Annotated in this window: 18 protein-coding genes; 10 read left to right on the top strand and 8 right to left on the bottom strand. The window is 61.7% G+C overall.

Translation table 11 applies throughout. The features are described 5' to 3' along the window. Positions 1–89 precede the first annotated feature (89 nt). The 5 genes from EPB08_RS04325 to corA all read left to right on the top strand — a co-directional run bounded on the left by EPB08_RS04325 (position 90) and on the right by corA (position 4,995). Entirely contained in the window at positions 90–1,076 is a 987-nt protein-coding gene (locus EPB08_RS04325) for a PhoH family protein (protein ID WP_130617793.1), read from the top strand. Next, on the top strand, positions 1,073–1,540 hold the full coding sequence (gene ybeY, locus EPB08_RS04320; RefSeq protein ID WP_130617792.1) for an rRNA maturation RNase YbeY: 468 nt from the start codon (positions 1,073–1,075) through the stop codon (positions 1,538–1,540). The genes EPB08_RS04325 and ybeY overlap by 4 nt, the downstream gene beginning before the upstream one ends. Positions 1,541–1,803: 263 nt before the next feature. Continuing rightward, positions 1,804–2,652 carry a CorC family transporter gene (locus EPB08_RS04315; RefSeq protein WP_130617791.1) on the top strand — a complete coding sequence of 283 codons (849 nt, stop codon included), beginning with the start codon at positions 1,804–1,806 and terminating at the stop codon, positions 2,650–2,652. 56 nt (positions 2,653–2,708) lie between these two features. Beyond that, positions 2,709–3,932 carry a lipoprotein N-acyltransferase Lnb domain-containing protein gene (locus tag EPB08_RS04310; RefSeq protein WP_130617914.1) on the top strand — a complete coding sequence of 408 codons (1,224 nt, stop codon included), beginning with the start codon at positions 2,709–2,711 and terminating at the stop codon, positions 3,930–3,932. 46 nt (positions 3,933–3,978) lie between these two features. After that, positions 3,979–4,995: a magnesium/cobalt transporter CorA gene (corA, locus tag EPB08_RS04305; RefSeq protein WP_229238206.1), complete on the top strand. Its 1,017-nt coding sequence runs from the start codon at positions 3,979–3,981 to the stop codon at positions 4,993–4,995. An 83-nt stretch (positions 4,996–5,078) separates the two neighbouring features. On the opposite strand, the gene EPB08_RS04300 is transcribed toward corA, so the two are convergent. Together EPB08_RS04300 and EPB08_RS04295 are read right to left on the bottom strand one after the other, a co-directional pair. Next, a complete protein-coding gene (locus EPB08_RS04300) occupies positions 5,079–5,417 on the bottom strand; it encodes an endonuclease domain-containing protein (protein ID WP_130617790.1) in 339 nt (112 codons plus the stop codon). A gap of 220 nt (positions 5,418–5,637) precedes the next feature. Then, entirely contained in the window at positions 5,638–7,725 is a 2,088-nt protein-coding gene (locus EPB08_RS04295; RefSeq protein WP_130617789.1) for an alpha/beta hydrolase family protein, read from the bottom strand. A gap of 167 nt (positions 7,726–7,892) precedes the next feature. Between EPB08_RS04295 and tfpZ the strand changes: the two genes are divergently transcribed. From tfpZ to EPB08_RS04275, 4 genes are all read left to right on the top strand, one after another. Next, positions 7,893–8,660 carry a TfpX/TfpZ family type IV pilin accessory protein gene (gene tfpZ, locus EPB08_RS04290; protein WP_130617788.1) on the top strand — a complete coding sequence of 256 codons (768 nt, stop codon included), beginning with the start codon at positions 7,893–7,895 and terminating at the stop codon, positions 8,658–8,660. Between the two features lie 342 nt (positions 8,661–9,002). Further along, positions 9,003–9,452, top strand: coding sequence for a pilin (locus tag EPB08_RS04285; protein WP_130617787.1), 450 nt, complete (start codon positions 9,003–9,005; stop codon positions 9,450–9,452). A 195-nt stretch (positions 9,453–9,647) separates the two neighbouring features. Further along, positions 9,648–11,603: a tetratricopeptide repeat protein gene (locus tag EPB08_RS04280; protein WP_130617786.1), complete on the top strand. Its 1,956-nt coding sequence runs from the start codon at positions 9,648–9,650 to the stop codon at positions 11,601–11,603. Continuing rightward, positions 11,600–12,829, top strand: coding sequence for a lipopolysaccharide biosynthesis protein (locus tag EPB08_RS04275; protein ID WP_130617785.1), 1,230 nt, complete (start codon positions 11,600–11,602; stop codon positions 12,827–12,829). Before EPB08_RS04280 ends, EPB08_RS04275 begins: the two co-directional genes overlap by 4 nt. Here EPB08_RS04275 and EPB08_RS04270 read toward each other — a convergent pair. From EPB08_RS04270 to EPB08_RS04245, 6 genes are all read right to left on the bottom strand, one after another. Beyond that, positions 12,826–13,683 carry a glycosyltransferase family protein gene (locus tag EPB08_RS04270; protein WP_130617784.1) on the bottom strand — a complete coding sequence of 286 codons (858 nt, stop codon included), beginning with the start codon at positions 13,681–13,683 and terminating at the stop codon, positions 12,826–12,828. The genes EPB08_RS04275 and EPB08_RS04270 overlap by 4 nt on opposite strands. Beyond that, positions 13,680–14,699, bottom strand: coding sequence for a class I SAM-dependent methyltransferase (locus EPB08_RS04265; RefSeq protein WP_130617783.1), 1,020 nt, complete (start codon positions 14,697–14,699; stop codon positions 13,680–13,682). Before EPB08_RS04265 ends, EPB08_RS04270 begins: the two co-directional genes overlap by 4 nt. Continuing rightward, the gene (locus tag EPB08_RS04260; protein WP_229238224.1) at positions 14,692–15,657 is read right to left on the bottom strand and encodes a glycosyltransferase family 4 protein; all 966 of its coding nucleotides are present in this window, start codon (positions 15,655–15,657) and stop codon (positions 14,692–14,694) included. The genes EPB08_RS04265 and EPB08_RS04260 overlap by 8 nt, the downstream gene beginning before the upstream one ends. Before the next feature lie 65 nt (positions 15,658–15,722). Then, positions 15,723–16,919 (bottom strand): glycosyltransferase family 4 protein, encoded by a 1,197-nt coding sequence (locus EPB08_RS04255; RefSeq protein ID WP_205746265.1) that lies wholly within the window; start codon positions 16,917–16,919, stop codon positions 15,723–15,725. Between the two features lie 10 nt (positions 16,920–16,929). After that, entirely contained in the window at positions 16,930–17,787 is an 858-nt protein-coding gene (locus EPB08_RS04250) for a glycosyltransferase family 2 protein (protein WP_130617780.1), read from the bottom strand. Positions 17,788–17,851: 64 nt separating this feature from the next. Beyond that, entirely contained in the window at positions 17,852–19,024 is a 1,173-nt protein-coding gene (locus EPB08_RS04245) for a DegT/DnrJ/EryC1/StrS family aminotransferase (protein WP_229238205.1), read from the bottom strand. Between the two features lie 226 nt (positions 19,025–19,250). Between EPB08_RS04245 and pilB the strand changes: the two genes are divergently transcribed. Beyond that, positions 19,251–20,975: a type IV-A pilus assembly ATPase PilB gene (pilB, locus tag EPB08_RS04240; protein ID WP_130617778.1), complete on the top strand. Its 1,725-nt coding sequence runs from the start codon at positions 19,251–19,253 to the stop codon at positions 20,973–20,975. Positions 20,976–21,087 lie beyond the last annotated feature (112 nt).

The following is a 21,087-nucleotide window of genomic DNA, read 5'->3' as shown; positions in this document are numbered from 1 at the left end:
ACTGAGTCGCAAGTCCGCACCCTCATCCGCCTGCCGGCACCTTCTCCCGAGGGGAGAAGGGTTCGCATCCAAACCTTTCGATAAAGCCCATGACCAACGGCCTTCCCCAACGCGATTTCGCACTGGAACCCGAAGACAACGCCCGTCTTTCCAACCTGTGCGGCCCGTTCGACGAACACCTGCGCCAGGTGGAATTGCGCCTCGGCGTAGAGATCAATCATCGCGGCAACCTGTTCCAGGTGATCGGCGAGGAAGGCGCGGTGCGCACGGCCGAGAAGGTGATGCAGGCGCTCTACGCGAGCACCGAAAACGAATCGCTCAACGGCGCCAAGATCAACCTGCACCTCGCGGACTCAGGCATCGACGCGATCGTCAATGACGCAGCCGACGGCGCACAGGACGTCACCATCAAGGTGAAGCGCGGCGTGATCAAGGGCCGCGGCCCCAACCAGGCGCGCTACCTCCACGCCATCACGACGCACGACATCAGCTTCGGCGTCGGCCCGGCCGGTACCGGCAAGACCTATCTCGCCGTGGCCAGCGCAGTCGAGGCACTGGAAGCCAACCGCGTGCAGCGCCTGCTGCTGGTGCGCCCCGCGGTCGAGGCCGGCGAGAAGCTGGGCTTCCTGCCCGGCGACCTCACCCAGAAGGTCGATCCCTACCTGCGCCCGCTGTATGACGCGCTGTACGAAATGCTCGGCTTCGAAAAGGTCGCCAAGCTGATCGAGCGCAACGTGATCGAGATCGCCCCGCTCGCCTATATGCGCGGACGCACGCTCAATGATTCCTATGTGATCCTCGACGAAGCGCAGAACACCACCGTCGAACAGATGAAGATGTTCCTCACGCGCATCGGCTTCGGCTCGGTCGCCGTGATCACCGGCGACGTCAGCCAGGTCGACCTGCCGCGCAACGTGCGCTCAGGCCTGCGCCATGCCGTCGAAGTGCTGCGCGGCGTGGACGGCATCAGCTTCACCTTCTTCACCTCGCGCGACGTGGTGCGCCACCCGCTGGTGGCGAAGATCGTGCGCGCCTACGAAGCCTTCGAGCAGGCGTCCGAGGACACGCCCAAGTGAGCGCCACGCCTCTGACGCTTTCCGTGGGCTACGCCGCCCCGCGCAAGGGCGTGCCCTCGTCGCCCAGCTTCCGCGAGTGGGTGGAGGCGGCACTGCGCGGGGCCAGGCGCCGCAAGGCCACCGAACTGTCCATCCGCATTGTCGATACCAAGGAAGGCCGTGCGCTCAACCGCGACTATCGCGGCAAGGACTACGCCACCAACGTGCTGTCGTTCCCGGTGGAACTCCCCCCCGGCATCACCCTGCCCCTGATCGGCGACCTCGTCATCTGCGCCCCCGTGGTGAGTCGCGAGGCGACCGAGCAAGGCAAGCTGGCGCGGGACCATTGGGCCCATATGACCGTGCATGGCGTCCTGCACCTGCTGGGCTATGACCACATTGAGGACGGCGAGGCCGAAGCGATGGAGGCCCTGGAAACCCGCATCCTGGCCGGGATGGGGATCGCCAACCCGTACGAAGGCTGAGCCTCTACCCCCTCTCCCCTCCGGGGAGAGGATTGAGGTGAGGGGCCAATCTTGCGGTGCCGCTGTATCGAAGCCGGCGCTGAACCGGCCTTACCGCGAGCCCCACCTATCACCCTGCCCTCTCCCCGGCGGGGAGAGGGAAAAGCTCCGCGCTCCGTCAACAGGGGCTGGAAAACAAGGCGTTGCGCCTTGTTCCTGAATCGTCACGGTTTTTCCGCTAGACTGACGGTTCCGCCCGGTATCGGGCAGAGCCTAAAAGAGTAATGAACGAGGACCCTGGTAGTACCAGCGGCCCGGCCCACCGCAAATGGTGGGATCGACTGGGCCACCTGTTTTCCGGCGAGCCGCGCAACCGGAAGGAGCTCATCGAAGAGCTGCGCACCGCCCAGGCCAATGGCCTGATGTCCAACGACACCCTGACCATGGTCGAGGGTGCCATCAAGGTCACCGAGCTGAGCGTCGACGATGTGATGGTGCCGCGCACCCAGATCGTGATGCTCTCCGCCGAAGCCCCGCTGCGCGAGATCCTCGCCACGGTGGTCGAATCCGGTCATTCGCGCTTCCCGGTACATGGCGAGGACAAGGACGAGATCCTTGGCATCCTGCTGGCCAAGGACCTGCTGAAGTTCGTCGGTGACGGTGACCATTTCGACGTCAGCACCGTGCTGCGCCCTGCCGTACTGATTCCCGAGGCCATGCGGCTGAACGTGCTGCTGGCGGAGTTCCGCCATACGCGCAACCACATGGCATTGGTGGTGGACGAATACGGCGGTGTCGCCGGCCTCATCACCATCGAGGACGTGCTTGAACAGATCGTCGGCGAGATCGACGACGAGCATGACGACGAGGAAGAGCCGTCGCTGATGCACGAGCAATCCGGCGGTGGCTGGACGGTCAGCGCACTCACGCCGATCGCCGACTTCAACGAAGAGACCGGCGCCAACTTCTCCGACGAGGAGTTCGACACGGTCGGCGGCATGTGCACGTCCGAATTCGGGCACCTCCCGGAAGTCGGCGAAGAGATCGCCATCGGCGATTTCCTGTTCCACGTCACCGAGGCGGACGACCGCCGCGTGCAGGCGTTCCGAGTCACCCGCCGCCAGGAAGATTGATCGTGCATCGATCAGGCAGGACGCCCACGTCCGCTGCTTCACAACCGTTTGGCCGCCTGTTTGCGGCGTTCTGTCTGTTCCTGCTGTGCGGCGCCCTGGCCTGGGCGCCGCGCGCACAGGCCGGCATCGCCAATGCACCGGGTGCCAATCTCGAGGTTTCGCTGATCACCTACGGGCCCGGCGACACCTACTGGGAACGCTTCGGCCACGACGCCATCGAGCTGCGTGATGCAGTCAGCGGCGAAGCGATCACGTTCAACTACGGCGTGTTCGATTTCGACGAGAAGGGCTTCCTGCTCCACTTCGCCCGCGGCAGCATGCATTACCTGATGGATGCCGCCCCCAGCGAGATCGACCAGCACTACTACGTGGATGTTGGCCGCTCGGTCACGCGCCAACGGCTCGCCTTCACGGCAGCGCAGGCAGGCGACCTGCGCGACTTCCTACTGTGGAACCTGCGCCCGGAAAACGTGCGCTACGACTACGACTACTACGCGGACAACTGCGCCACCCGCGTGCGCGACGCGCTGGACAAGGCCTTGGGCGGCGTCCTGAAGAAACAGCTGCAAGCACGCGCGGCGAACATGACATTCCGCCAGCAGACGGCACGCCTGATGAGCCAGCAGGCGTGGCTGATGCTCATCCTCGACCTTGGCTTGGGTCCGTACGCGGACCAGCCGCTCAGCGCCTGGCAGGAGAGCTTCCTGCCGATGGTGCTGCAGGAAGACATCCGCAACGTAACCGTGACGGACGCCGAAGGCGCCTCGCATCCCCTCGTGCAGGACGAGCAACTGCTTTCGCCGAATCGCCTGACTCCGCCGCCCGCCCAGGCGCCTGATCTCCGCTTGCCCCTCGCTATCGCAGGCCTGGTTTTCGCGGCGCTGTTGATCGCGGCACGCCGGTTTGTGCCAACCGCTTACGCCCTGCTCGGCTCGCTGTATCTGGTGCTCGCGGGATTGGTAGGCATCGCACTGCTCATTTTGTGGACGCTGACCACGCACCATTCCGCATGGGCCAACGCCAACCTGTTGCTGTTCAATCCGTTAGCCCTGTTGCTGGTAGGCGCCGTATGGCGCTCCCGCCACGGAAGCGTCAGCTCACGCATGGCCAATGCATTGATCGTGCTTCAACTGCTGGCCGCGCTCGCCGCCTGGCTGTTGCATCTGTTGCCCGGCGTCGTGCAACAGAACCAGCCTTGGCTGTTGTTCGGCATGCCGTGCTGGCTGGCACTGGCGTGGTGCCTTCGCCGCAACGATGCGTTGAACACTCGTACACGTTGAGTGTGGTGTCGTTGCCGTGTCTTGATCGGCGGCGCATCATTGGTTCATGTCGATAGCCAAACAGCCTGCAGCAGCACCCGCGCCATCCACCGGCATGGTCGTCAATTGCGTCGCCTATCATTTCGACGGACGGCGCATCGGCGATGTCAGCCTCGACGACATCAGCGAAGTACTCAAGCAACCCGACACCTTCGTGTGGGTGGGCCTGCATGAGCCGGACGAAGCTCTGCTGGACAAGATCCAGGAAGAATTCGACCTGCACGATCTCGCCATCGAAGATGCCCAGCACGCGCACCAGCGCACCAAGATCGAAACCTACGGCGACTCGCTTTTCATCGTGGTGCAGACCGCGCAGCTGGTGAGCGGGCACATCGCGTTTGGCGAAACCCACATCTTCCTGGGCGCCCGTTACCTGGTCACCGTGCGCCATGGCGCATCGCTGTCGTACGCGCCGGCAAGGCGCACCTGCGAACATACGCCGGAACTCCTGGCGCACGGCCCGAGCTATGGGCTTTACGGCGTGCTCGACTTCATCGTCGACAACCTGCTCCCTATCGTCCGCGACTTCCGCGAGGAGCTGCAGGAGCTGGAAAAAGACATCTTCGCGGACACCTTCAACCGCAGCACCATCCGCCGCCTGTACGACATGCAGCGCGACCTGATGACCCTGCGCCTGGCCGCCGCGCCGTTGCAGGACATCATCAGCCAGCTCGTGCGGTTGCACCCTCAATTGATCCCGAATGAGCTGCGCGCCTATTTCCGCGACGTGTATGACCACGTGTTCCGCGTCAACGAATCGATCAGCGCCATGCGCGAGATGCTGGCTGCCGCCATCAACGTGAATCTTTCGCTGGTGACGTTCGGCCAGAACGAAGTGATGAAGCGTCTTGCCGGCTACGCCGCCATGCTGGCTGCCCCCACCCTGATCACCAGCTGGTACGGCATGAATTTCGCCCATATGCCCGAGCTCAACAAGCCATGGGCCTATCCGCTGATCATTGCGATCGTCGGCACCCTGGTGGGTAGCATCTACATCTTCCTCAAGCGGGCGAAGTGGCTTTGACCGCCAGCCCACCCGGAAATGCATTGCACTGCTGAATGATGCCGCTTCCCCTGACAGGAGGGAGGGCCGGCGAGAGGTGATCTTTATCCTGCGGCGAGCTCTCGAAGAATCTTCTCCAGCACCGCATCGGTCCGCATCAACACATCGTCATTCCAGAATCGCAACACTCGGAAGCCCTGTGACTCGATAAACCGGGTCCGCGCGTTGTCGTAATCCAGAGCCTCCAGGTGCTGCCCACCGTCCAGTTCCACTGCAAGCCGTGCCGGTACGCAGATGAAATCAACGATATAGACGCCGATCGGAAACTGGCGGCGGAATTTGTATCCAGCGAGTTGATTACAGCGGATATATCGCCATAGATGCCGCACCGCATCCGTGGCCTTGTTGCGCAGCCTGCGTGCCAGTAGCCATAGGCGCTGCATGGAACGTCCTGTTCCGTCCAGAGAGGGAAGAGCTTACCCCTCCCCAACCCTCCCCTGCAGGCAGGGGAGGGAGGAAAAGTGTGTACGCCTACCGCTGCTAGCGGGGGTAACACATCGCGCTGCTGCGCCCGCTTGCGGGTGGCACATCAACACCCTCCCTCCTGCTCGCGAGGCGCATCAATACCCCTCCCCCTGCTTGCAGGGGGAGGTTGGGAGGGGGTCAATGCTGCGATTTCGCTTCGTCGTTAGCCGCCCCCACCGAAGTCCACTCCTTCAGCCAGGCATTGACCGTCTCGTGCCACTGCACGCTGTTCTGCGGCTTGAGCACCCAGTGGTTCTCGTCCGGGAAGTGCAGCAGCTTGCTCGGAATCCCGCGACGCTGCAGCGCCGTGAAGGCACCCAGGCCCTGCGTATCCGGGATGCGGAAATCCTTGGCCGAATGGATCACCAGCATCGGCACGCGCCAATCCTTGACGTGATTGACCGGGTTGAACTTCTCGTAGTTCTCTGGGTGCTCGTACTGCGTGCCACCATTCTCGCGTTCTTCGAACCAGAGTTCCTCGGTGTCGTAGTACATGGCGCGGGCGTCGAACACGCCGTCGTGGTCCACCAGGCACTTCCACGGCTGGTTCCACACGCCGGCGATCCAGTAGGTCATGTAGCCGCCGTAGCTGGCGCCCAGCGCGCACGCGCGATCGCCATCGAGGAAGCGGTATTTGGACAGCGCCGCACTCCAGCCCGCCTTCAGGTCTTCCAGCGGCTTGCCGCCCCAGTCACCCGAGATCGAATCGGTGAAGGCCTGGCCATAGCCGGTGGAACCGTGGAAGTTGATGGTCACCACGGCGAAACCCTGGCCCGCGTAGGTCTGCGGATTCCAGCGGTAGCTCCAGCCATTGCTCATCGCGCCCTGCGGGCCGCCGTGGATGATGAAGGCCACCGGGTACTTCTTGCCCGACTTGTAGTTGGCCGGCTTCACCACGTAGCCCTGCACCGTCTCGTTGTTCCACCCCTTGAAGGTGAAGAACTCCGGCTCGCCCATCTGCGCATTCTTGAGGCGCGCGGCGTTGTAGTGCGTCACCTGCTTGAGGCCTTTGCCCTGCAGATCGGCAATGTAGAGGTCAGCGGAACGCTTGAGATCATCGCGCTGCACCAGGAGCTTCGACTTGCCGGCCGCATAGGCACCGACATCGCCAGCCGTCACCAGCGTCGAGACCTTGCCGGTCGCGGCATCGATGGCAAACAGCGGGTGCTGGCCCTGATCGTCGGCGCTGGCGTAAAGCGTCTTGCCGTCAGCGGAGATCTGCAAGCCGCCGGCGGAGCGATCCCAGTTGGGAGCCACTTCGTGCTTCTGGCCTGTCGCCAGGTCCAGCGCCATGATGCCGAAGCGGTCGGCTTCCGACACCGGCGTCTTCATCGCCAGGTAATACAGCGTCTTGCCATCGGGCGAGGGCAACGGGAAGGCATCCCACGCCAGATTTGCCGCTGTGAGATTGCTCGGCGCCGCCGAACCGTCGGCCGGCACGCTGTAGACGTCGAAGTTGGTCGACCACGGTTCGGTTTTGCCCGCGATACGGACGCTGAAATAGACCGTCTTGCCGTCCGGCGAGAAATTGAACTCGTCTTCGCCACCGAACGGCTTGCTCGGGACGTCGCCATCGATGCCACGGGTTAGGAGCACCGGCTGCTCGCTGGCGTTATCGACATCGGCGATGAACAGCTGCGCACGACGGCCATCGGACCAGGTATCCCAATGGCGCACGAACAGCTTGTCGTAGACGGTGCCGGACGCCTTGTCGGCGGCGCGGCCATCCAGGCGCTCCTTGGTGCAGGCCAGGTCGGCGCAGTCGGTGAAGACGCCGAAGGTCAGCAACATCTTCTTGCCGTCCGGCGAGATTTTGTAGCCGTCCACGTCGATCGGCGCGTGTGTCACCTGGACCGACTGACCAGCTGCGTTGGGTGCGCGGCGCCAAACCTGCGCCACGCCGTCCTTTGCCGCCACGTAATAGAACACCTGGCCGTCAGGCGCCCAGCGCGGCGACGAGGCCTTCTCGACCAGCTTCACCTCCTCACCGCCCTTGCCCAGGTCCAGCAGGTAGATCGAGGTCACGCCCTTGTTGGCCGCGTAATCGGTGGCACGCACCGTATAGAGCGCGTACCGGCCATCCGGCGACAGCTGCGGATCGCCCACTCGGTCCATCATCACCAAGTCGCGAATATTGAACGGATGCGGTCCATGGTTTTCGACCTCGGCCGCTACAGCGGAGGTTCCGGCCAGCGCGAGTGCCAGCGCGACAAACAAGGGTTTCATTGGGGGGTCCCTGGGTGCTGCGAAGGCGTTGACGGTAAGAGGCGGCGGCACGCAGCGCAAGGCGCGGTGCGGCACTGGGAGCCCGACCTAACAACGAGTGGCACGCTGCTCTGGAATTTTTCCTTGCACGTGGTATCAAGCGGCCTATACCCGCAATCCCATTAGCCATGTCAACCCACCTCCCGACCATGTCCCGCTGGAAGGCCTCCGGCATCCATCTGGCAATCAGCCTCACACTGGCGCTATGCGTTTCCGCACTGCTCTACCTGCTCTGGTTCCCGCCACCGTACTTCATTGCCGCAGGCGCAACCGGACTGATGCTGCTAATAGTCGGCGTGGACATTGTCGTCGGCCCCGCACTTACTCTGCTGGTCTTCAATCCTGCCAAATCAAAGCGACAACTGCGCCTTGACCTTTCAATCATCGCCATTGTGCAGACGATCGCATTTGCGTATGGGCTATTTGTAATCTGTCAGACGAGGCCCGTCTTTGTGGTAGCCGTTGTCGACCGACTGAGGATAGTGATGGCCAATGAGCTTTCAGACGCCGACTTGGCCAAGGGCCACACTCCAGAGTTTCGGCACCGCTCGTGGACCGGGCCCCTTCTTGTCGGCGCGAAGCCCGGGGGCGCGGATACCTTGAAATTGGCCCTACAGGCATTGGAAAGCGGCAAGGACATCGATATCAGACCCCAGTACTACGTTTCCTACAGCGATGCTGCGGAGAGTCTCATGAGGCATTCCCGCAGCCTGTCCCAGCTCAAAGGCCTGACACCGGTCCAGAAGGGATATCTCCAGGGGCTTTCTGATAGAGCTGCGAAGCAAGGCGATACGCTCAGATACATCCCCCTGCAGTCCCGCAAGACCGACTTCGCGGCCATCCTAAGCACCCGGACGAATCGACTGGTTGCGGTTCTGGCCACAGACCCCTGGTGAGGTCGCCCGAGTAGTCGCCAGTCCACAAGGCAAAAAGTGACCTTTCACGTCACTTCATGCCCCATCCCGGCATGATCGCGCACTGAGCCGAGACGCGATCCACAGTCCCGCGTAGTCAGCCACCCCATCCGCTTGCCCCCCTTCGTGACCCTATGCACAATCCCTGTACCCGCAACGCTGCGGGGACCTGTCAACGGCACACATGGCACACAACATGCTGCGTCTGCCGCGAGCTTCCTGGTCGTTCCAGACCGTTGCGAGGGGAACCGATCCCGCCTAGGGGGAAATCGGGGCCGGGGCTCAGGGGCATCACCGGTTAGCTAATCAAACAGAGGAACCATCATGAAGAAGGTACAGAAGGGCTTTACCCTGATCGAACTGATGATCGTCGTTGCGATCATCGCGATCCTGGCTGCCATCGCCATCCCGGCCTACAGCGACTACACCACGCGCTCCAAGGTTTCGGAACTTGTCGTCGCTGCTGACGCCTGCAAGACCTCGGTCGCCGAGTACTATCAGTCTCAGGGCGCGCTGCCGACCGACACGGCGGCTGCCGGTTGCAGCGATAACCCGACCCAGTACGTCGCCTCGCTTTCCGTAGCCGCGGGCGTTATCACGGTCGGTGCCGACGCGAGTGGCGCGGGCCACCTCCCGGCAAGCGCCACGGGCAATTTCGTCCTCACCCCGACCGCAAGCACCACGGCTACGGACCCGACCGCCGCTCCGCTGTCGTGGTCGTGCACCGCCTCCACCATCGACAAGAAGTACCTGCCGGCCATCTGCCGCGGTTAATGGCAACAACGGAGCAGGTGGATTTCATCACCTAGCCTCCAGCTTGACCCAAAAAGGACTGCCCATGGCAGTCCTTTTTTTATCTCGGATGGAGCACCTTCGAAACCACGACTCATGGCGCCTGCAGCCACACTGTGGGAGGAGCGCATCAGACGAAGTAAGCTGATGTGACCTCAGCCGATACATTGCTCCAGTATGGCGCTTGACACCTTGCTGCTTCGTCGACGCCTTAGCTGGCTAGTTCTGGCGCTGATCATCACCGCTGGAATCTATTGGCCGGGCCTTCACGGAGGCTGGCTCTTCGACGACTACCCGAACATCGTCGACAACCATGGCGTGCAACCGGCGTCGGCGGACATTCGCTCACTGGTCGGAGCGGCGCTTTCCTCGCCAGCAAGCGACTTCAAGCGTCCACTCGCTTCGCTGAGTTTCGCTGCTAATTACCTGGCTACCGGCCTTGATCCATTCGGGATGAAGGTAACCAACCTGGCCATTCACCTGCTGAATGGATGGCTGGTCTTCCTGTTGACCCGTGTACTGATCCTTTCGGCAGATCGCTCGTCGAGCAAGGCTTCCGCCAACTCCGCGTCGCTGCTGGTGGCCTTCGCTTGGCTGGTTCTCCCAATCAACCTGACTTCAGTGCTGTACGTCGTGCAGCGCATGGAAAGCATGGCCAATGTGTTCGTGCTATTGGGGCTGATCGGTTATGTCCGTACGCGCGAGCGCTTACTGGATAACGAAGGCGACTGGCGCTCCACCGCTCTATGCGCACTTTGCCTCATCGTTCCCACGGCCATAGGCGTGCTTGCAAAGGAAACGGCCATCATGCTTCCGCTTTATGCGGCACTGGTAGAGGTAATCATATTCCGCTTCCGCTCCGCCAATGGCCGACTCGATCGCCGACTGCTTGGCCTTTTCATGGCGGTACTCGTACTTCCCATGGCCATTGGGTTGGCATGGCTGGTCCCATCCCTGCTTAAACCCGAATCATGGGCCACACGTGACTTCACGATGGGCACCCGGCTTCTGACGGAGATGCGGGTCGTCGTGGATTACATCGCATGGACGCTGGTGCCGCTTCCCCATGCGCTGTCGTTCTACCATGACGATTACGTGGTTTCGTCCGGGCTGCTTTCGCCATGGACTACGGCAACAAGTCTGTGCACCTTGGGTGCACTCGGAGGCGCAGCCTGGTGGCTTCGCCTGCGTAAACCACTCGCGACGCTAGGTATCTTGCTCTTTCTTGGGTGCCACCTGCTTACTGCCACCATTCTCCCACTGGAGCTGGTCTATGAGCATCGCAACTACTTCGCCAGCTACGGCTTGTTGCTTGCGCTGGCGGCCTTGCTTCCTTTGCGGAGAAGTGAAGGCTCCACGATTTCGCATCGTGCATCCCATGTTCTGGCGGCAGCGCTTTTGCTCTGGTGGACCGGTCTGACAGCCACGACCGCCTACGCCTGGGGGGAACCATTACGCTTGGCCCAGACTCTGGCGGAGCGCGATCCCAACTCCCCGCGCGCCCAGTATGAGCTTGGACGAACCTACATCATCTATTCGCACAACGATCCCCAGTCCCCTTATACACGGCTGGCCTATGCCCCGTTGGAACGTGCGGCCGCACTGCCCGCATCGTCGATCCTTCCACAACAAGCCTTGATCTTCATGAATTCGCGCATGGGATTGCCGCTCAAGGACGAATGGTGGGACAGCATGATCGCGAAATTGACCAGCCGGCGCCCCGGCGTCCAGGACGAAAGCTCAATGGCGTCACTCGCGCAGTGTGCCGAGCGAAATCAGTGCCCGCTTCCACAAGAACGGATGCGATCCATGTTCGAAGCGGCGCTGACTCATACCCCACCAAGCCCGCGCCTGCTAGCAACCTATGCCGACTACGCCTGGAACGTGATGGGAAACCGTTCGCTCGGAATGAGCCTGCAAACACAGGCCGTCGGCACCTCGCCGCACGAAGCCGCTTACCTGGTCACGCTCATCCGCATGCTGCTTGCACAGGGCGATCACGCTCAGGCGCAAGAGCGGCTGAAGCAGCTTGAACAACTGAACCTGGGGGGACATCTCGACGAGCAACTCGGCCAGTTGCGCAACCAATTGGATACGCCGCCCTCCCTCTCCTCGGGACCGAACTCCCCATGATCGGTCAGCTGGCCAGGGGAGGCCTGCTCACCACTGCCGTGCTGGGCCTGCGATTGGTGACACAGGCGACCAGCCTGATCCTGCTTACCCGTCTGCTGGGTCCGCAGGCATACGGGCACTTCGCCTCCGCCGCCGCGTTAGCCGTGGTCATGGGCACGCTGCCCAGCCTGGGCAGTGGTTACGTCCTGCTGGCCCGCGCCTCTCGCGATATCTCGGCCGCCAGCGACGTATGGCGTTATGCATGGCCACTCACGGCAGGGTTTGGCTCACTACTGCTGGCGCTGTATGTCGCCTGCGGGCACTGGCTGGCCGAAGGGTTGGTGAACTGGCAGATTCTGCTCTTGATGGGTGCAGCCGAGCTGCTGGCAACCCCTTTCACTATGCTGTGCAGCTTCGCGCTACAAGCAAGTGAGCGTGTCCCACTGAGCCAACTAGTGCAGTGGGCGCCATTGGCGTTACGGGTATTGGCGGTGCTCCCCTGCTTCGCGGTCCCGTCATCGCAACGGCTACTCGCATACACCACACTGCAGTTGCTGGCGTCCATGCTCGGGGTACTCCTTGGATGGGTGTTGACGCGGCACCACGTGCCTTTGGGTTGGCGTCCGCGCCGCGCCACTCAGGCTGAACTCGGGCAAGGTGGATCCTACGCAGCCATGCTTATCGTCGCGGCCAATCCAAGCGAGCTGGACAAGATCGTCGCCGTCCGACAGGTTGGCGCCGTAGATGCCGGAATCTACATCGCTGTCTCGCGTGTCATGGGCGCAATCATCACCCCTGTATTGGGCCTGCTTTTGGCAGCCCAGCCACGACTGTTTCGCCATGCCGATGAACGAAGCAAGGAAGTGCGCCGACTCGTGCGTATGCTTCTCGCGCTGGCCCTCGGTTGGGGGCTGTTGGGCGGCGCCCTGCTGGTCGCGGCAAGCCCGGCATTGCCGATGGTCTTTGGCGAGCGCTATGCGCGCATGGCATGGCTGATGCCCTGGATGGCGATATCAGCCCCCCTGCTCTCACTACGCATCGCCGCCGGTAGCGTGCTGGTCGCGCTCGGCCACCCACTCGAAAGGGTTGGCTTCGAGCTCAGCGGAATCGCCCTGCTGGTAGGAGGAATACTGGTCTTTACGCACCTGCTGGGCGTGCTTGGCCTTGTCGCCGCAGTCATTCTTGCCGAAGCGGTGATGTGCGCAATCGGCGTGATTTTCGTACTGCGCCATCTGCGCCAAACTTAGCGAAGCCCGCGGCGAGGCCCAAAAGCCAGGACTGCACCTCGCCAAAATCCCTGCCAAGGCACGAATGATCGATAGCGCAGAGACCGGATCGTCGCGCGAGCAATCAGGAAGGGCATACGCAATAAAGTGAAACCGATCGCCGAGAAGGGATGGCGGGCGAGTTTGCGTGCCAGTAACAGGTGTGCAGCCACCAAGTGGGTTTCGTAGAACGGCGACCCCAATCCGCTGCTCGCCGAACCTTCGTGATCGACCAATACCTGGGGCAAATGCAGCCAGGAAACCGGCTGTTGCGACAGGCGCCAGCCGAGTTCGCAGTCTTCTCCGTACATGAAGAACACTTCATCGAACAGGGGCGATGGCGCGAGCGTCAGGTCAACCCAAAGGCAGCAGCCACTGGCATAGGGAAACGTCCCGGGAAGGGCCCGCCTGTATTGCAAGCCGGACCAACGGTGATAGTGAAGCGGCCCTTGGGCATGTCCGGCGTGCGCGATGTCCATGCTGATCACGCCGGCCTGCGCGTTTCCGAGCGACGCCGCCCTTAACACGGAAAGAGCGCCTGGCCTCAGGCTGGCATCGTTGTTGATGAGAAGAACATGACTCGCCTGGAATCGCTCGCGGCAAATCTCCAGGCCACGGTTTGCTCCTGCCGCAAACCCGATATTGGCGCCATGGACCTCAACAACGATGCGAGGGTCATTCTCGAAAGCGACGCAAATTTGCCCAGCCGATCGACCTTCGTCCGCCGAGTTGTCCCACACCAACACCCGTTCTATTCCTTCATCCAGCAACGTGCGGATGCAAGCGATGCTGCGCCGCTCATCGAGATAGTTGAGCAGCAGGCCAGCTACCATCACGGGTTGGCTCTATAGGCAGAAATGACGCATTCCTCCGCCAGACCCGAATGCAATGTCGCCAACACATCAACCAGCAACGGCGACAGTGCACGGACCGGCTCGCCATAGCAACCCGACAATTCGGCAGATGCTTGCAGCATGTATCGAGAACCACGCCCACGCCGATGCGCCGTCACTCGGGAAAACCCCGCCTCCTGCAGTAATGCGCGTAACACACTCGGCGTAAGTACCGTCATATGCCTAGGTGGCTCAAGGCCACGCCAGGCCCGACCGTACCTTTGGTGACCCAGACCTTGTGCGTTTGGTGTCGCCAGCCAGGCAAAGCCACCCACACGCAACAACGCGAACATCTTGCGTACGAAGTCGCGCGGATCGTGAACATGTTCGATGACGTGCGAGGACGTAACCGCATCGAAAGATCCGGGCGCCTGAAATGTATCCAGAGTGCCCTCCACGACATCGAGGCCAGCCGCACGTGCTGCGCTCGCAGCAGCGGGATCGGGCTCCAAACCTTGGACCTGCCAGCCTGCGTCCCGGGCACGTAACAAGAACACGCCATTGCCGCACCCGACATCTAGCAGGCGCCCGGGACGGCCCGGAAGGTGCCTGTAAAAGTAATCGAGCTGCTGGCGCAGCGGTGGCAGCAAAGGCACAAGGAAACGCCCCAGGGAGGACTCGGGTACTCGCCGAGCACCGTAACGAGCGTTCATGTAGCCATTTGACCAACGCCAAAGCAATGAACTCCCATTGTCCGAAGCGAAGCTGGCAGCACCGTCTCCATGCGTGTGGTACGAAGCATAGGCTTTGCCTATGGACAGGCGATTTGGACGACGACTGAGGTAAAAGCTACCGCAATCCAGGCATCGCCACATCGCCCATTCCCCCGGCACTCCCTCCAGGTGATCTCGCATGCCGTCGTATGCCTTGGCGTGACGTGACGAGGTACACGCCGGGCAGTGAAGCACGTCTTCCAGATCACCCCGACACCAGGGTGCGACTTCTTCACGCTCAACCATGTCGTTGGACTTCGGTCAGTTCCCTATACAGAGCATCGTACGATGCGATTGCTCGCGCTTCAGTAAAGCAAGCCTCCACTCGAGTCCGCCCCGCTTCACCCATGCGCTCGCAGAGCGCCGGATCCGCGGCGAGCATCCGCGCGTACTCCGCCAGTTGCGCAATATCGTCCATCTTCGCCAATAGCCCTGTCTGGCCGTGCACGCAGACTTCCGAGGTCCCAGTACTGTCAAAACCCAGCACCGGCAGGCCACACGCCATAGCCTCGACCGCTACGTAACCAAATGCCTCGTAGCGGGTCGGAACCAGCACGGCATCGACACCATGGTAGACACCAGGCATCTGCATCATGTCGACCGGATCCAGCGCGCGCATGGACGATGGCAAGCCTCCTGCGCGAAATGACCGGCGCAAGCCGCCCAGGCACTGAATCTCGAATGGCTCTCCGAGCAGGTCAGCCAGAGCAGGCAATAGGTCCGCTCCCTTCCAGCGCGATGGATTGCCCACGAACAAGAGCCGGAATGGCTGATCCTGATTGCGCTGCCGGCCCTGCAAAGGCGCGAAATGTCCGGTGTCTACCCAATTGTGGATCGTCCGGACTTGCTGGCCCAGGTCAGCGCGCATCGCTTCCGCCACATGCTCACTAACGGCAACCAATGCATCAGCTACCCGGTAGGATCGCTCGACGCAGCGGGCTACAAACGCATCGTGGTAGATGGACTGAATCGCTCCGCGATGTGGCGTAAACCGTGGGTGCCTGATGTATTGATGCTCAGTCACCACTAATGGAATGCCCTCGCGCCGAAAGGCAAACCCCTGCCAACTACCCGCATGAATCAAGTCGGTGCCCGGAGGAGGTTGGACCTTCCGCAATGCCCACGGCTTCAGCTCAAACGCATGCGGAAACCACTGAAGTTGCGGATCGTGCCCTATTCGCCGAAGCCCCTCTGCCAGTCGCATCACGAACACGTCCGCACCACTGCCAGCGCGAAGGCTAGGCAACCAGATTCGGAGTGGTCGCCGAGTCATGGCTGGCCCGGGGAGGCAAGGTCCAGCAGCAGATCCGAATAACGCTTGCCGACAATCTGCCAGGAATAGTTCTGCTCAATGTGCCGCCGGCCGGCCCGCCCCAATCGCGTGCGCTCGTCGGGATCATCGAGAAGCCGATTGATGGTGCAAGCCAATGCAGCGTGATCGTCAACACAAACAAGTGTCCCTGTCTCCGCGCTCACCAGATCATGAGCCGCGGGAACATCCCCAACCACCACCGGGCACTCGCAGGCCATGGCCTCAGCCACTACGAGGCCCAGTCCCTCCTGGTCGCCATTGGCAGCCTGGGTAAAAGGCGCGACAAACAGGCTTGCACGGCGGTAGTGTTCTGGCAGAGCCTCCTGCGGAAGAGCTCCCAGGAAGCGCACATGTGACTGCAGCGCAAGCTTCACAACCAAGGCGTCCAACCTGGCTCGCTCGGGCCCAAACCCCACGATGTTCAGCTTCACTTGTGGATGACTCGCCAGCACCGCAGGCAAGGCAGACAGGAGATGGTGCAGCCCTTTTTTCTCAACCAGGCGCCCCACGAAAAGGAGCTCGCTGTCGACGCGGCCGGCGATGTTCGGGACAAAGCGTTCGCAGGTATCCACACCCATCGGCATGATCAGTGCGTTGACTTCAGGCTGCTCGGCCAACAGGCGCCTGCTCATTGCCTGACTGACCAACGCGACCGCTGCAGAACGCCGTGTCACCCATCGCCTGAGACTCGCAAACCATCGGCCAGACAGCCCGAAAAGATCTGCGCCATGGCAGGTAATCAACCAAGGCGCGGAGCGTACCCCCGCAGCAGCCACCAAGCCTTGAGGCAGCATCCAATGCACGTGCACGACGTGAGGCGCAAATTCACGCATGGCCCGACGCAGTGCCCAATATTGGCCCAGCAAAAAACTCGGGACGAGCAACCACTTCCAGGGCGATCTGCTCACGTTGGCTAGCATGCCTCCGTCGTTGACCAGGGTCTCCCAACGTGCCGGCGCATAGCGGTAACGCCGCACGTCGACACCATCCAGTTGTTCAAACTGTTTGGCGCCGGGCGCATGCGGACCAACGACACATACGTCGAATCGTTCCACCAGGCGGCGCGCCAATTCGTGCACGAAGCCAGGCTCGGGATCACCAGCCCACCTGGGATAGGTCGAGGTCAATACCAACAGGCGCGGGCGCTCAACCACTGCCGGACCCTCAGTCATTCCTGCGATAGGTGAGTGAGGTGATCTGCTCGGAAACCAGGCCAATCAGGAAAATGATCACCGCAGCGCTCCACAGCAACGTACTACCGTTGGTCAGGCGACCATAAGATAGAAATGTCCGCAGGTAATTGGCGCAGCCCAAGAGAAAAAACATCGCACTCGCCGGCGCGAACAGCTTCAGGGGTGAGTACAGGGTGGCAATCTTGAAGATGATCAACAGAAAGCGAATGCCATCCCTGAGCGGCCTGATGTGACTCTTTCCCACGCGCTGCGCCGCCTTGATGGGTACGTAGGCCACAGCATAAGCACTACGGAAGAAGGCCATCGTGCTGGTCGTCGGATAGGAAAACCCATTGGGTAGCAGGTGCAGAAATTCTCGAAACTTCTCCGCCCTGGCGGCGCGAAATCCAGAAGTGAGGTCCGCGACCACGTGGCCGGTCATACGAGTCGCCAACCAGTTGTAAAAGGTGTTTGCGAGCCCACGACCGACACCAGCCTGGCTATCCCAGTCCCGGGCGCCAACAACCATGTCGTAGTCTTCCTTGTCGAGCTTTTCCAACAGGCGTGAAATATCCGCAGGATCATGCTGGCCATCCCCATCCATGAACACCAGGAATTTTCCCGTTGCTGCACGCGCACCTCGCTTGATAGCGGCACCGTTGCCCATGGAATAAGGGGACGAAAGACACTGGATTCCGGCGCTCGCACAAATGTCGCGCGTGTCATCGGTCGACCCGTCATCAACGACAATGATTTCTGCTTCCGGATGTGCAGCACGAAGACGAGGCAATAGCCCCTTCAAAGCCGCCCCTTCGTTCTTGGCGGGCAGGATGATGCTGAGGCGATTCAAGCGTATTTTCCTTGATTGACCCCACATCATACCCCGTATGGCACCCTCGCCCGGAGGCCGGTATTCAGCAGGAAATGACGGATCGCACAGCTTCGATCACCCTTTCCGCGTCGCCATCTGACATGGCGGGCGAAAGTGGCAGGCTGACCGTCCGGCGCCCCAACGTCATGGCGCTCGGCCACTGCTCCGGACGCCACCCAAACCGTTGCTGGTAGTACGGGTGCTCAGGTACGGACAGATAGTGCACGCCGGTACCGATACGGGCGGCATTCATTGCCTCCAGGAAACCATCCCGGTCGATGCCGCAACGCGAGTCATCAATGAGCACCGTGTAGAGGTGGAAACCATGCCGCGTATCGGCCTCGGGCGGGCTCGGAAGCGTCATCGGTAAATCCGCAAATGCCTGATCGTAGCGACGCCACAGATCGTTGCGGCGCAGCCAGTTACTCTCCACCTTGGCCAACTGGTGGATTCCGATGGCCGCCTGCAGGTCCATCATGTTGTATTTGAAGCCACACTCCACGACCTGATAATGCCGGTAGCCGCTATCGCCAAAGCGGTGCCAGGCATCCTTGCTCATGCCGTGCAAAGCCAGAATCCGCGCCCGCGCAATGTGCTCCTCGTCGCGCCCCAGAATCATCCCCCCCTCTCCCGTCACCACATTCTTGGTGACGTAAAAACTGAAGCAGCCGAAGTCGCCAAACGTACCCACAGGCTTGCCTCGATACTCGGTTTCGATTGCGTGGGCGCAATCTTCAATCACCACGAGGCCATGCTTGTCTGCGATCGCCATGATGCGATCCATGTCGCAGGGGCGACCCGCGAAATGCACTGGGAGGATGGCTCGCGTACGGGGGGTGATGGCCGCCTCGATCGCCGCAGGATCGATGTTCTGGGTTATGGGATCCACATCCGCCAGGACAGGTCGAAGCCCTGCGTGCAGGATGGCATTGACTGTGGCGCAGAAGGTCAGAGGGGTGGTAATCACCTCGCTCCCTTCCTCGAGCCCAGCCGCGACCATGCTGACGTGGAGAGCTGCGGTACACGAATTAACCGCAGCCACTTGGCTCGCCTTTACGCCCCGCCATGCCGAAAAGTCACGCTCGAACTGGGCGACTCGGGGGCCCGTTCCAAGCCAGCCCGATCGCATGCACGCCTCCACCTCCGCAATCTCAGCCTCCTCGATACTGGGGGCGCCAAATACGAGGAAGGGGGCTTGGGGATCTAGGTCGGCCACGGGCAGGACTCTTGAATGCGATGCCCACATTATCCATCTCTTCCTGCAGATAGGCCGCCCGGCAGCACCTAGGGCACGTGTATTGCATGCCTTTGGGGCACAGCCCGGATACCGGACAATTTGTGCGCGCCATCACCTGTGACAGAGCGTTCCGAGCCCGCCGCGTGACCAACCCGTCCTATCTGGGGTAAATTCCGTCCAATCAGGGGGCTGAGCCAGTACTGCCATGTCAACGTTAATGCAACCCTCGCTCGCGGGCCTGTCGGGCTTGGCACGCCGGCTGGTATCGGAGGACGTCCTGCCCGAGGCAGACGTCCGTAAAGCCGTTGCGGACTCGCTGCAGCACAAAACAAGTCTTACCGCTTGGCTGCTGGACCATAATTTGGTCGACAGCGCCAGGCTGACCCGCATCGCCTCCGATGAATTTGGCATGCCGATCATGGACGTGGGCGCGCTGGCGGCAAGCCAGATGCCAGTGAACCTGATCAGCGAGGCTTTGATCAACAAGCATCACGCGTTGCCACTGTTCAAGCGGGGCAAGCGACTGTTTGTGGGCATTGCCGACCCCATGCAGTCCCATGCGTTGGACGAGATCAAGTTCCACTCCAACTGCATGGTGGAACCCATTCTGGTCGAGCGCGGCCAATTGTTGCGCTCCATCGAAACGGCGCTCAACGCGATGAGCAGCGCGGTCCCTGACCTCGGGAGCGGGGACCTCGACGACCTGGATCTGGATGCCGGCCCGGACGACGAGGCCGAAACCAGCGGTGTCGACGCGACAGCGAACGACGACGCGCCGGTGGTCAAGTTCGTCAACAAGATCCTGGTGGACGCCATCAAGCGAGGCGCCTCGGATATTCATTTCGAGCCATTCGAAACCCAGTACCGCGTGCGACTGCGCATGGACGGCATGTTGCGCGCGGTAGCCAGCCCGCCCATGAAGCTGGCCTCACGCATTTCCTCGCGTATCAAGGTGATGGCCGGCCTCGATATCGCCGAGCGCCGTGTGCCCCAGGACGGCCGCATCAAGCTCAACCTGTCCAAGAGCCGCGCGGTTGACTTTCGCGTCAGCACACTGCCAACGCTCTTTGGCGAAAAGATCGTGATGCGCATCCTTGACGGCTCGGCGGCGAAGCTGGGCATCGATGCACTGGGTTACGAAGACGCGCAGAAGAAGCTTTACCTGGAGGCTATCCACAAGCCCTACGGCATGGTGCTCGTGACCGGACCGACCGGCTCGGGTAAGACCGTCTCCCTGTACACGGCACTCAATATCCTCAATACCGCAGAGCGAAATATCTCCACGGTCGAGGATCCCGTTGAAATCCGTGTGGAAGGTATCAACCAGGTTCAGCAGAACACGAAGCGAGGCATGACCTTCGCGGCGGCCTTGCGCTCATTCCTGCGCCAGGACCCGGATGTGATCATGGTGGGCGAAATCCGAGACCTGGAAACCGCCGAAATTGCCATCAAGGCGGCCCAGACCGGTCACATGGTGCTGTCCACGCTGCATACCAACGATGCCCCACAAACGGTGTCACGACTGATGAACATGGGCATTGCGCCCTACAACATCACCTCGTCCGTGACCCTGGTTATCGCTCAGCGCCTGGCTCGCCGCCTGCATGATTGCAAGAAGCCGATGGAACTGCCCGCGAGCACCCTGCTGGCGGCCGGTTTCACGCAGGCGGAGATCGATGCCGGCCTGACCACCTACGAGGCGGTCGGCTGCGACGGCTGCAACGAGGGCTACAAGGGCCGCGTAGGTATCTACCAGGTGATGCCGATGCTGGAAGATATCCAGAAGATCATCCTGCAGGGGGGCAACGCACTGCAGATCGCCGAGGTATCCCGGAAGGCCGGCATCAATGACCTGCGCGCATCGGCGCTGCTCAAGGTCAAGAAGGGCGTCACCAGCCTGACCGAGATCGATCGCGTAACCAAGGACTAGCGCCCGGGCTCCTAGCCGGCGGGATGGGGGCGCCCATCACACTGGAGTTGCGCCCGGCGCCACGAATTGAGCTGCAGGAATGACTTAAGCTCCATAAGATCAGACGGTCGCC

Source organism: Dyella amyloliquefaciens (assembly GCF_004296575.1).
GTDB classification, from domain to species: Bacteria; Pseudomonadota; Gammaproteobacteria; order Xanthomonadales; family Rhodanobacteraceae; genus Dyella; species Dyella amyloliquefaciens.
The sequence above is the reverse complement of the archived record's forward strand: the minus strand, read 5'-3'. Positions and strand labels throughout refer to the sequence as shown.